This window comes from Pannonibacter sp. XCT-53 (assembly GCF_009915765.1).
GTDB lineage: Bacteria > Pseudomonadota > Alphaproteobacteria > Rhizobiales > Stappiaceae > Pannonibacter > Pannonibacter tanglangensis.
Window position 1 is genome coordinate 2,633,877 of record NZ_JAABLQ010000001.1, and the last position, 11,706, is coordinate 2,645,582.

Annotated in this window: 10 protein-coding genes; 4 read left to right on the plus strand and 6 right to left on the minus strand. The window is 66.5% G+C overall.

All coding sequences use genetic code 11. The annotated features are described in order from the left end of the window. Positions 1 to 404: 404 nt before the first annotated feature. Entirely contained in the window at positions 405 to 1,913 is a 1,509-nt protein-coding gene (locus GWI72_RS11715; RefSeq protein ID WP_390806357.1) for an AMP nucleosidase, read from the minus strand. A 432-nt stretch (positions 1,914 to 2,345) separates the two neighbouring features. Here GWI72_RS11715 and GWI72_RS11720 point away from each other — a divergent pair, with 432 nt between their 5' ends. After that, a complete protein-coding gene (locus GWI72_RS11720; RefSeq protein WP_390806359.1) occupies positions 2,346 to 3,461 on the plus strand; it encodes a site-specific DNA-methyltransferase in 1,116 nt (371 codons plus the stop codon). Positions 3,462 to 3,705: 244 nt separating this feature from the next. Then, on the plus strand, positions 3,706 to 4,491 hold the full coding sequence (locus GWI72_RS11725; RefSeq protein WP_161676400.1) for a hypothetical protein: 786 nt from the start codon (positions 3,706 to 3,708) through the stop codon (positions 4,489 to 4,491). 99 nt (positions 4,492 to 4,590) lie between these two features. Here GWI72_RS11725 and tyrS read toward each other — a convergent pair whose 3' ends face one another. Beyond that, positions 4,591 to 5,868 (minus strand): tyrosine--tRNA ligase, encoded by a 1,278-nt coding sequence (gene tyrS / locus GWI72_RS11730; RefSeq protein ID WP_161676401.1) that lies wholly within the window; start codon positions 5,866 to 5,868, stop codon positions 4,591 to 4,593. A gap of 418 nt (positions 5,869 to 6,286) precedes the next feature. Between tyrS and GWI72_RS11735 the strand changes: the two genes are divergently transcribed. Together GWI72_RS11735 and GWI72_RS11740 are read left to right on the plus strand one after the other, a co-directional pair. Beyond that, positions 6,287 to 6,808 (plus strand): anthrone oxygenase family protein, encoded by a 522-nt coding sequence (locus GWI72_RS11735; RefSeq protein ID WP_161708744.1) that lies wholly within the window; start codon positions 6,287 to 6,289, stop codon positions 6,806 to 6,808. Between the two features lie 88 nt (positions 6,809 to 6,896). Next, the gene (locus GWI72_RS11740) at positions 6,897 to 7,694 is read left to right on the plus strand and encodes a hypothetical protein (protein ID WP_161708745.1); all 798 of its coding nucleotides are present in this window, start codon (positions 6,897 to 6,899) and stop codon (positions 7,692 to 7,694) included. Positions 7,695 to 7,812: 118 nt separating this feature from the next. Here the strand turns inward: GWI72_RS11740 and gcvPB are convergent, their stop codons facing one another. From gcvPB to gcvH, 4 genes are all read right to left on the minus strand, one after another. After that, a complete protein-coding gene (gcvPB, locus tag GWI72_RS11745; protein ID WP_161708746.1) occupies positions 7,813 to 9,405 on the minus strand; it encodes an aminomethyl-transferring glycine dehydrogenase subunit GcvPB in 1,593 nt (530 codons plus the stop codon). Further along, a complete protein-coding gene (gene gcvPA / locus GWI72_RS11750) occupies positions 9,402 to 10,748 on the minus strand; it encodes an aminomethyl-transferring glycine dehydrogenase subunit GcvPA (RefSeq protein ID WP_161708747.1) in 1,347 nt (448 codons plus the stop codon). The genes gcvPB and gcvPA overlap by 4 nt, the downstream gene beginning before the upstream one ends. 77 nt (positions 10,749 to 10,825) lie before the next feature. Next, positions 10,826 to 11,311 (minus strand): OsmC family protein, encoded by a 486-nt coding sequence (locus GWI72_RS11755; protein WP_161708748.1) that lies wholly within the window; start codon positions 11,309 to 11,311, stop codon positions 10,826 to 10,828. Positions 11,312 to 11,315: 4 nt separating this feature from the next. Beyond that, positions 11,316 to 11,687 (minus strand): glycine cleavage system protein GcvH, encoded by a 372-nt coding sequence (gcvH, locus tag GWI72_RS11760; protein ID WP_161676407.1) that lies wholly within the window; start codon positions 11,685 to 11,687, stop codon positions 11,316 to 11,318. Positions 11,688 to 11,706 lie beyond the last annotated feature (19 nt).

The window sequence follows — 11,706 nt, forward strand, 5'->3', positions numbered from 1 at the left end:
CACGCTTCGGTCACACGCCGTCATTCCGGACAAGGTGAGCGTTTCGCGAACCGCAGATCCGCAACCCAGCATGTCTGTGCGAGCGCAAGCGAGCCCGTTGCCAAGTCAGCGTTCGACGCAGGACTGGACCTGTCTTGTCGCGCTCCGCGCGGCTGATTTCTGGATCCCGGCTCGGCGCTTCGCTAACGCTCAGCTGGGCCGGGATGACGGGCCTCAGGGCGACGGCGACCCAGGGCGACGGGGACCCGACGTCACGAAAAGGCCGACCGGGCCTCATTCCGAGACCCGGTCAAGGCCAACCTGGATCAAGGCGCCGGGATGCCGAGGCATCGCGCCTTGAAAAGGCTCAGTCGCCGCACCGGCTTGACCAACTCCCGGTGAGCCAGGCTCACAGCGAGTTGGTCTTACTGGAACGCGGTTTCCGCGAAGCTGCGCAGCTTGCGGGAGTGCAGGCGCTCGTGCGGCATGGCGCGGAGCTTCTCCATCGCGCGGATGCCGATCTCCAGATGCTGGGCGACCTGGCGCTTGTAGAAGTCCGTTGCCATGCCCGGCAGCTTCAGTTCGCCATGCAGCGGCTTGTCGGAGACGCAGAGCAGCGTGCCGTAGGGCACGCGGAAGCGGAAGCCGTTGGCGGCGATGGTGGCGCTTTCCATGTCGAGGGCGATGGCGCGGGACTGCGAGAAGCGCTGCACCAGACCGCGCTGGTCCCAGAGTTCCCAGTTGCGGTTGTCGATGGAGGCGACGGTGCCGGTGCGCATGACCTTCTTCAGCTCGTAGCCGGTGTAGCCGGTCACCTCGGCCACCGCATCCTCGAGTGCCACCTGCACCTCGGCCAGAGGCGGGATCGGCACCCACACCGGCAGGTCGTGGTTCAGCACGTTGTCATCGCGGACATAGCCGTGAGCAAGGACATAGTCGCCAAGGGTCTGGCTGTTGCGCAGGCCGGCACAGTGACCGAGCATCAGCCAGGCATGGGGACGCAGCACCGCGATGTGGTCGGTGATCGTCTTGGCGTTGGAGGGACCAACGCCGATGTTGACCATCGTGATGCCGGAATTGTCGGAGCGCTTGAGATGATAGGCCGGCATCTGCGGCAGCTTGGCGGGCACCGCGCCCGAGCTGGGCTCGGTCTCGCCGCGCCGGATCTCGAGGTTGCCGGGCGAGACGAAGGACTCGTAGCCACTGTCGGGATCGGCCATCGCGGCCTCGGCCATGCGGCAGAACTCGTCGATGTAGAACTGGTAGTTCGTGAAAAGCACGTAGTTCTGGAAATGCTCGGCGGCCGTGGCGGTGTAGTGCTGCAGCCGGTGCAGCGAATAGTCGACGCGCGGCGCGGTGAAGGGCGCCAGCGGCATCACCCCGTCGAGCGGCTCGTAGGTGCCGTTGGCGATGGAATCATCCATCAGCGTCAGGTCCGGCAGGTCGAAGGTATCGGCGAGCGGCCGGTCCAGCCGGGCCGACGCAGCCCCCTCGACGTGGGTCCCATCGTAAAAGGCGAAGTGCAGCGGGATCGGCGTCTCGCTGTCGCCCACATGGATCGGAACGCCATGGTTGCGGATCAGCAGGGCGATCTGGTGCGTCAGATACTGGCGGAACAGGTCGGGCCGCGTGATCGTGGTGCCATGGACCCCGGGGCCGGACACGAAACCGTAGGCCAGGCGGCTGTCGAGGCGCGAGTGGCTGTCGGTCATCAGCCGGATCTGCGGATAGAAGGCGCGCACCCGTCCCTCCGGCACGCGGCCCTGCGTCAGCTCGTGGAAGGCGCTGCGGATGAAGGCAGTGTTGCGCTCGAACAGCTCGATGAGCCGCGCCACCGCGTCCTCGGCCTTGGTGAAGGGCTCGAGCGGGGCCTTGGGCGCCAGGATCAGGCTGCGCGGCTGCAGCAGGGGATTGCGGTAGGATCGGTTGGACACGTCATTTCTCCTTCTTGTTATTAACCGAACAGGATCAGCCTCGGGTTCCGCTTCGTCAAGGAGCATGACACAGAATTTTGAAAATTTTTTCGCAGTCCGCAGAATTCTTCATTTCGCCTTTTTCCAGCCCCCGACCGCCAAGGTGTTAACGCAACCTCACCGGCAGGGTGACGGGGAACCGAGGTAAACCGCCAGCCGGCCTCGGGCACGGCAAAGGAAAATTGCAAATCGCGACCGCCGCCCTTTACTTCTGTAAAGAAAATCTTGAATTCAAATGGAAAATAAGTCTGCGCGCTTAACTGGCGATTTACCAAGACCGGTAACCATGAACCTCGAAATTGCGTGAGGTTTTGCGTCGCAATGACAGTTCTGCGTATCGGGGTGTCCTCCGGGGCACCCCTTAAAACCCGTCGGTCTGCGGCCTCTGCCGCCGTGTCTCTGGTGACCCCGACCCCTGCCGATCCCTCCGGGGAGCCGGCCTGGCTGAACACGATCCTGAAGGGCGACTGTGTGGCCGCCCTCGAGAAGCTGCCGGCCAAGTCCGTCGATCTGGTCTTTGCCGATCCGCCGTACAACCTGCAGCTGGGTGGCGACCTGCACCGGCCGGACCAGTCGAAGGTGGATGCCTGCGACGACCACTGGGACCAGTTCGAGAGCTTCGAGGCCTATGACGCCTTCACCCGCGCCTGGCTGATGGCCGTCAAGCGCGTGCTGAAGAAGGATGGCTCGATCTGGGTGATCGGCTCCTACCACAACATCTTCCGCGTCGGTGCCATCCTGCAGGATCTGGGCTTCTGGATTCTCAACGACATCGTCTGGCTGAAGTCGAACCCGATGCCGAACTTCCGCGGCAAGCGCTTCACCAATGCGCATGAGACGATGATCTGGGCCACGCCCTCGCGCGAGGCCAAGTACACCTTCAATTACGAGGCGCTGAAGACCTTCAACGACGACCTGCAGATGCGCTCCGACTGGCAGCTGCCGCTGTGCACGGGATCGGAGCGGCTGAAGGATGCGTCGGGACAGAAGGTCCACCCGACGCAGAAGCCCGAATCCCTGCTCTACCGGGTGCTGACGGCATCCTCGAAGCCCGGCGACATCGTGCTCGACCCGTTCTTCGGCACCGGCACCACCGGTGCGGTGGCCAAACGCCTTGGCCGGAACTATGTCGGCGTGGAGCGCGAGGAGGCCTACATCGAGGCCGCCCGCAAGCGCATTGACGCCATCGAGGCCGGCAGCGGCGCCAGCCTCGACATGCAGAAGGGCAAGCGCGCCGAGCCGCGCATTCCCTTCGGCTCGCTGCTGGAAGCCGGATTGCTGGCCCCCGGAACGGAGCTGACCTGCCCGAAGGGCAAGCACCTTGCCGTCGTCCGTGCCGACGGGTCGCTGGTCAGCGGCGACCACAGCGGCTCGATCCACAAGGTCGGCGCGCTGGTGCAGGGCGCCGAGGCCTGCAACGGCTGGACCTTCTGGCACATCAACGACAATGGCGCGCGCAATCCGGTCGATGAGCTGCGCAAGCTCCTGAGATCCCGTCTGGCGGAGTGACATCAGGCCGATGCGGCGCCTGATGTGACGGGGGACGGACTGGCCACGGTCCGCTTCCGTCCGTCCCTCCTCCGGACGCGGACATTCGCGTCCCCGCGAATTGACGGGAACACCTCCGGCTTTCCAAAGGGCCGGGGGTGTTCTTGCGTGTCACGGCGCGCTGCCGGAAGACCTGCCTCACGGATCGCCTCGCCCTGCGTCCTCCCGATCAACCCGCCCCGTGCGGTCGATCAAGGAGTGAGCCATGCCGACCCAGACCCCCGTTTCGCTGATCAAGCCCCTCAACCGCCTGTTCGGCAGCCTCGACATCACGATCGCGCCGAACCATGCGAGCATGTCCTTTGGTGCGCAGCAGTTGCCCAGCACCTACTACATGGACGACACCAACGCGTTCCTGCGGCTGCGGCCGCTGCACCGCTCCGGCTTCGGCATGTTCGAGCGCCCCACCCGCGTGGTCGGGCTTTACGCCGGCGACTGGGACGGCAACGCGAGCTACCAGACCAATTCGCAGAGCGCGCAGGTCATCTTCCGCAACCTCGGAAGCACGGCGACGGACATCCGCACGGCCATCCAGAACCTGATGACGGGCCAGACCCTGACCACCGCCCAGCTCATCACCCAGAACACCACCAACCCGGCACAGCAGATCGTCAATCAGGTCGTCTACATCAATGACGGCGCGATGCAGGGCACGATCTGGGGAGGCAGCGCGGCCGTGACGGCGAACCGCTACGAGCCGATGTGTGTCGTCGACGCGACCACGATCAACGACCGCGCCCACACCGGGCATGCCTTCGCGACCCGGCCGCTGGTGGAGCAGTTCTACGCCATGTACTACCCCGGCCTGCTCGACCAGATGATGCGGCTCGGCTACTCGGCGCAGTCGCTGGCCATTGCCATCGGCGCAAACGGCCTGCCGGTCACCGAGCCGGTCACCACCGACCGCGAGTACTTCCCCCGCTCCGACTTCAGCGACAACCGCCAGCGCCAGCTCGAGTTCATGTGCCGGTTCTTCGGCAGCTTCGTCTGAGTCTGGGCATGTTCGCCGCCTGCAGCTCAGCAGCCCCGGCTCCCTCCCCTAGGGGGCAGAGAGCCGGAGAGGCCTTTCGTTCAGGCGACGCCCCGTCCCTCACCCGAAGGCCACGAGGGCCTTGCGGCGGCGGCCGATGGCCAGCGTCAGGCGGTCGTTGGCGGCCAGATCCCCCGGGGCGATGCGGCGGCGCGGGTCATCGACGGTGGTGCCGTTGAGACGGACGCCGCCGGCCTCGACCAGACGCCGGGCCTCGCCGTTCGACTGGGCAAAGCCGGTGGCCACCACGAGCTCGAGCAGACCGAGCCCGTCGGCCAGCCGGGCGAGTGGCAGGTGATGCGTCGCCTCGGCGAGATCCTCCTCGCCGGAGAACAGTGCCTCGCCCTGTTCCAGCGCGGCGCGCGCAGCCGCCGCGCCATGCACCAGCGCGGTCGCCTGGGTGGCGAGGATCTTCTTCGCCTCGTTGAGCTCCGCCCCCTTGAGGGCCGACAGCCGGGCAACCTCGTTCAGCGGCAACTCGGTGAAGAGCCGCAGGTACTGCGCCACATCCGCATCGGCGGTGTTGCGCCAGAACTGCCAGAAGCCCGAGGGCGACAGCTTGTCCGGGTGCAGCCAGACGGCACCGGCGGCGGTCTTGCCCATCTTCTGCCCGCTGGCCGTGGTCACCAGCGGCACCGTGAGGCCGAAGAGCTGACGCCCGTCGCGGCGGCCGAGATCGACGCCGTTGACGATGTTGCCCCACTGGTCGGAGCCCCCGATCTGCAGCGAACAGCCGTGCCGGCGGGCAAGCTCGAGGAAATCGACCGCCTGCAGCATCATGTAGCAGAACTCCAGCACGGTCAGCGGCTGCTGCGCGTCGAGACGGGTGCGGACGCTGTCGAAGCTCATCATCCGGTTGACCGTGAACTGGGTGCCGTAGTCGCGCAGGAACTCGAGGAAGCGGAACTCGGTCAGCCACTCGGCATTGTTGACGAGCAGCGCCCCGTCGGCGCCCTCGAGGTCGAGAATGCCTTCGATCGACCGCCGGATGCCGGCCATGTTCTCGTCGATCTGGGCCTCGGACAGGAGCGGGCGGCTGTCATTGCGGAAACTCGGATCGCCGACCAGCGTGGTGCCGCCACCGAGCACCGCAATCGGGCGATGGCCCAGCTTCTGCAGCCAGCGCATGGTGATGAGCGGGACAAGATGACCGACATGCAGGCTCGCCGCCGTGGCATCGAAGCCTGCGTAGAAGGTCACCGGCCCGGCATGGAAGGCCGCATCCAGCCCCTCCAGATCGGTCGTCTGGTTGACGAGGCCGCGGTCCAGCAGGACCCGCAGGGCTTCGGACTGCAGACGGGCCGGGCGGCCGGTGGCTTCATCGAAATGCTGTGTCATCTTGGTCTCCTGGGCCGCGCCAGGAGCCTTGAACCATGCAAGCCGCCTGACGCGGCGGCTATGTGGTTCATCTCATGCTGTCTGAAAGTCGAGCAGGATCGAACACGGCCGCCTAGAAGGGCGCCGTAAAGTAATAGACCGAGGCAAAGGTGGTCAGGTTTCTGCTCATGGGGCGACGTTCTGCCCGTTCGCCCGGCGCCTGTCAAGCGGTCACCGGCGCGAAGCCGGGACAAGACCAGGGGGACAAGGCCAGGGGGGGCCGAACCGCGCGCCTACCCGGGCGCGGCGCGGATCCGGTCTGCGACACTTCGTTACGAAGCACGACAGCTTGCGACCGACCGCTGCGGCTGTCGCTGCTAGGGTGTTGCCGGGCAGACGGACATGGCCGGGGGCGGCCATGCAAAGGGAGTTGAGCCGCATGAAACGCATCTGTCTGGCCGCCGCAGGCCTGTCCGTGCTCCTGTCAGGAGCGATCTTCGGGTTCTTCTACGCCTGGGTCTGCTCGACCATGTGGGGCCTCGACGCGGCGGACCCGCGCGTCGCCATCGCGGCCATGCAGGCGATGAACGGCTCTGTCCGCAACGCCGTCTTCGCGCCCGCCTTCTTCGGCACGCCGGTGGTGCTGGGGCTTACGGGGCTGCTCGCCCTGCGCCTCGGGGCACGCGGCGCGGCGGTCGCCTTCCTGGCTGGCGGGCTCCTGTACTTTCTCGGTGGCCTGGTCCTGACCATGCGTCTGAACGTGCCGATGAACCAGGCCCTCGCCCTGGTCCGCGTGCCGGACAGTCTCGAGGAGGCCCGGGCGATCTGGCATGCCTACTCCCCCGACTGGCAGCTGTACAACCAGATCCGCACCGTCGTGAGCGGCCTGACGCTGCTGGCGGCCGGCGCCGGCGTGTGGCTGCTGGGCCGGCACAGCCGCGCGGCGGCCCCCCTCGCCTGAGCGGCCGACGGGTTTCCGTTTGCCAGATGGCAGGCGAGCGGCTTAAGTCAGCCCGGGCATGGTCAGAAACGACGAGGGACCGATTGCGATGGGACTGTTCCGGACGCTCGCCAACAAGGCCCTGCAGCCGTTCAACTACATGCTGGTCAAGGCAGGAGACCAGGACCGCATCGCCAGCGGCACCGGCTACAAGTACGCGACCCGCCTGAACGCGCGGCTGCTGCCGCAGCTGGGGTACACCGTCCGGCGCGGCGCCTTTGCCGGCGCGCGCATCCTCAACCCCCGGGCAGCCGGCCCGAGCCCGGAACATGCCTGCAAGGTGCTTGGCCAGTATGAGCTGGAACTCCATCCGGCCCTGCTGGCCGGTCTGGCGCGCCGGCCCGGCGCCTTCATCAACGTCGGCATGGCGGACGGCTATTACATCGCCTGCCTCAAGCATCTGGCCACTGCCCTGCCCGCCATCGGCTACGAGATCAACCCGGCCAGCACGGCGCTGGCCGAGGTGACGCTGGAGGGGATCGCGGGTGTGGAGATGCGCGGCGGCGTCACCGCCGAAAGCCTGACGGCTGACCTTGCCCGCCACCCGGACGCGCTGCTGCTGGTCGACATCGAAGGCTACGAGCGGGTGCTGCTCGACATCCCGGCCGGAGAGATGGCCCGGGCAAGCCTTGTGATCGAGCTGCATGACGACCTGGAGCCAAACATCACGGACCGCCTCACGCGGCACCTGGCGGCCACGCATGAGGTGACGATCCTCCGGCAGCAGGGGCGAGATCCGTTTGCGCTGGAGGAGCTGGACGCGCTGCCCAGCCACGAGAAGTTCCTGCTGCTGTGCGAATTCCGCGGCCCGGTGCAGACCTGGCTGCAGGCCGTGCCCAAGAGCTGAACGCGGACGCGGCCCATGACGGACAAGGCCACCGGATAGAGGCCTCCCCCAGAAAAGGCCCAAAAAAAGGCCCCGGAGAGAGATCCCTCCGGGGCCTTGCAGCAAGCTCGGGCGACGCTTACTCGGCGGCGGCCGGGGTGACCATGGCCGGGACCGGGTCCTGATAGGTCAGGATCGGCGCACGGGCGGCACGGGTCTCGTCGAGGCGGCGGCGCGGGGCAAGGTAAGGCGCGCCGGTGAAGCGCTCCGTCTCGCCGCGCTTGGCCGACATGACGAGGTCACGCAGCGTGGCAACGAACAGGTCGAGGGCCGCCCGGCTTTCGGACTCGGTCGGCTCGATCAGCATCGCGCCATGCACCACCAGCGGGAAGTACATGGTCATCGGGTGATAGCCCTCGTCGATCATCGCCTTGGCGAAGTCGAGCGTGGTGACGCCGGTGTCCTTCAGGAAGCTGTCGTCGAACAGCACTTCGTGCATGCAGGGGCGCACGCCGAACGGCAGGGTCATCAGGTCCTGCAGGCCGACGCGGACATAGTTCGCGTTCAGCACCGCATCTTCCGACGCCTGGCGCAGGCCGTCCGAGCCGTGGCTCAGCATGTAGGCCAGCGCGCGCACGAACATGCCCATCTGGCCGTGGAAGGCGGTCATGCGGCCAAACGGCTTCTCGCCGTCCTTGAGACCGGCTTCCGTCTCGACCATTTCCAGACCCGAGGCCGACTTGCGCACGAAGGGCAGCGGGGCGAACGGGGCGAGACGATCCGACAGGACCACCGGACCGGAGCCCGGGCCACCGCCGCCATGCGGGGTGGAGAAGGTCTTGTGCAGGTTGATGTGCATCGCGTCGATGCCAAGATCCCCCGGACGGGCCTTGCCGACGATGGCGTTGAAGTTGGCGCCGTCGCAGTAGAAATAGGCGTTGGCCTCGTGGATCGCGGCGGCGATTTCCATGATGTCGCGCTCGAACAGCCCGCAGGTGTTCGGGTTGGTCAGCATGATCGCGGCGATGTTGCCGGCGTTGTCGGCAATGGCCTTCTTCACCGAGGCAAGATCGACGGTGCCGTCTTCCTTGGCGTCGATGGTGACGACCTTGAAGCCGAGCAGCGCGGCCGTGGCCGGGTTGGTGCCATGGGCGCTTTCGGGAACCAGCACGATCTTCGGATCACGGCCGGCGGCGATATGCGCGGCCTTGATCGCCATCATGCCGCACTGTTCGCCATGCGCGCCGGCCTTCGGGCTCATGGCGACGGCGGAGGTGCCGGTCAGTTCCATCAGCCAGTCGCCCAGCTCCGAGATCAGCTCGACGGCACCCTTGACGGTGGACAGCGGCTGCAGCGGGTGGATGTCACCGAAGCCCGGCACGCGCGCCATCTTCTCGTTGAGGCGCGGGTTGTGCTTCATGGTGCAGGAGCCGAGCGGATAGAGGCCGGCGTCGATGGCGTAGTTGTTGCGCGACAGGCGCACGTAGTGACGCATCGTCTCCGGCTCGGACAGGCCCGGCAGGCCGATGCCCGACTTGCGCGCATGGGCGCCAAGCTCGGCCTCGAAGGCTTCCGGCTCGTCCAGATCGACGCCGGTCACATCCAGGCGGCCGATCTCGAACAGCAGCGGCTCTTCCATGTCGAGCGCGCGGTTGCCGGTGAAGGTCTTGGGACGGAATGCGGATCCGGCATCGCCGGCGGCCGTCGGACGGCCCTGATTGTTCATGCTCATGCCAGCACCTCCTTGAGGGCGGCTGCAAAGGCAGCCCGGTCTTCGTCGGTGTTGATTTCGGTCGAGGCGACCACGAGAAGGTTGGCAAGGTCCGCCTTGCCCGGCTCCAGGCGCGACACCGGCAGGCCGGCGATGATGCCACGGGCCGCAAGTGCCTCGACAACGTCATGCGCCGGCTTCGGCAGCCTGACGGTGAACTCGTTGAAATAGGCCTTGTTGAGGACTTCGACGCCGGCAATGGCCGAGAGCTGCTTCTTCAGCTTCACCGCATTGGCGTGGTTGATCCGGGCCAGACGCGTCAGGCCGGCTTCGCCGAGCAGCGTCATGTGGATCGTGAAGGCCAGCGCGCAGAGGCCGGAGTTGGTGCAGATGTTCGACGTCGCCTTCTCGCGGCGGATGTGCTGCTCGCGGGTGGAGAGGGTGAGCACGAAGCCGCGCTTGCCTTCCGCATCCACGGTCTCGCCGCACAGACGCCCCGGCATCTGCCGCATGTACTTCTGCTTCGTGGCGAAGAGGCCGACGTAGGGACCGCCGAAGTTGAGGCCGTTGCCGATGGACTGGCCTTCGCCGACGACGATGTCCGCGCCCTGCGCCCCCGGCGACTCGATCAGGCCGAGCGAGACGACTTCCGTGAAGACGGCGATCAGCAGCGCGCCATGGGCCTGCGCCTTTTCGGCAATCGGCTTCAGGTCGATGATCTGGCCGTAGAAGGACGGCGACTGCACGACGACGCAGGAGGTCTCGCCATCGATGGCGGCGAGGATGTCCTCGGTGCCCGTCGGGTCGGCCGGCAGGGACACGACCTTGTCGCCGGAGAGGTTCGACAGGCCCTCGACCACGGCGCGGTACTGCGGATGCAGGCCGCCGGAGATCACCGCCTTGTTGCGGCGGGTGACGCGGTGGGCCATCAGCACGGCCTCGCCGGTGCCGGTCGAGCCGTCATACATCGAGGCGTTGGCGACTTCCATGCCGGTGAGGCGGGCAACCTGGGTCTGGAACTCGAACAGGTACTGCAGCGTGCCCTGCGTGATTTCCGGCTGATACGGCGTGTAGGAGGTCAGGAACTCCGAGCGCTGGATCAGGTGATCAACGGTTGCCGGCACGTGGTGGCGGTAGGCGCCGGCCCCCACGAAGAAGGGCACCGAGCCGGCAGCGACGTTCTTGCCCGCCAGGCGGTTGAGGTGACGCTCCACCTCGATCTCCGACTTGCGCGTCGGCAGGTTGACAAGCCCCTTCAGCCGGGCGGCCTCGGGAATGTCGGCAAAGAGGTCATCGATGGAAGACACGCCGACCCGGGCCAGCATGTCGGCGCGGTCGGTGTCGGAAAGCGGCAGATAACGCATCGTCTGGTGCGTCCTTCTTCGGCGTTACGGGAGCATGCTGGAGACGCAGGGACGGCACAGGCGGCCGCCCCGGGCGGTCAGGGTGCAATGAGGCGCAGGGGTTCCGGCGCCACGACAACGTCGCATTTCACCGAGTTGGCGATGAAACACACCTCATGCGCCTTGTCGTGCAGGTCGGTCAGCCAGGTTGGATCGGGCAGCTCGGCCGCGCGAAGGGTGAGCAACGGGCGCAGGGTCACCTTGGTGATGGCCATGCGACCGGGAGCGATCCGCTCCATCAGCCCTTCGGCCTGGTCCTCGTAGGCGTCGATCAGGAGACCTCCCCGACGGGCAAGGTCGAGGAAGGTCAGCATGTGACACGAGGACAGGGCAGCGACGAGTGCCTCTTCCGGGTCGACCGCCGCTGGCACCGAATAGGGCAGCGGCACGACATGGGGCGAGGAGGAGGCCGGCACATCCACGCCGCCGTCAAAGCGCCAGAGGTGACCGCGGGAGTATTTTCCCGGCTTGAAGTCACCTTCCATGCGCCAGTAGACGCCAGCCTTGTAGATGTGACCGCCCATGGGTTTACAGCGTCTCCACGTAAGCCTTGTAGGACGCTGCATCCATCAGACCGGCCAACTGACCCTTGTCGGCGATCTTGAGCTTGACGAACCAGGCGCCCCCTTCGGGATCCTCGTTCACATTGGCCGGGCTGTCCACCAGCGCCGCGTTGGTCTCGATCACTTCGCCGTCGATCGGGGCATAAACCTCGCTGGCAGCCTTCACCGACTCCACCACGGCGGCCTCGTCGCCCTGCTTCAGCGCCTTGCCGGTGTCCGGCAGCTCGACATAGACGACATCGCCCAGCTGGCTCTGGGCGTAGTCGGTGATGCCGACGGTGGCGACGTCGCCGTCAACGGCAATCCACTCGTGGTCCTTGGAGTAGTAGGTGGTCATTTCGTCAGTCTCCGGAAGT

Excerpts from the sequence above, each read along its gene's own strand:
- GWI72_RS11725 (WP_161676400.1), top strand. The coding sequence starts at position 3,706 with ATGCCGACCCAGACCCCCGTTTCGCTGATCAAGCCCCTCAACCGCCTG.
- tyrS (WP_161676401.1), bottom strand. The coding sequence starts at position 5,868 with ATGACACAGCATTTCGATGAAGCCACCGGCCGCCCGGCCCGTCTGCAG.
- GWI72_RS11735 (WP_161708744.1), top strand. The coding sequence starts at position 6,287 with ATGAAACGCATCTGTCTGGCCGCCGCAGGCCTGTCCGTGCTCCTGTCA.
- GWI72_RS11740 (WP_161708745.1), top strand. The coding sequence starts at position 6,897 with ATGGGACTGTTCCGGACGCTCGCCAACAAGGCCCTGCAGCCGTTCAAC.
- gcvPB (WP_161708746.1), bottom strand. The coding sequence starts at position 9,405 with ATGAGCATGAACAATCAGGGCCGTCCGACGGCCGCCGGCGATGCCGGA.
- gcvPA (WP_161708747.1), bottom strand. The coding sequence starts at position 10,748 with ATGCGTTATCTGCCGCTTTCCGACACCGACCGCGCCGACATGCTGGCC.
- GWI72_RS11755 (WP_161708748.1), bottom strand. The coding sequence starts at position 11,311 with ATGGGCGGTCACATCTACAAGGCTGGCGTCTACTGGCGCATGGAAGGT.
- gcvH (WP_161676407.1), bottom strand. The coding sequence starts at position 11,687 with ATGACCACCTACTACTCCAAGGACCACGAGTGGATTGCCGTTGACGGC.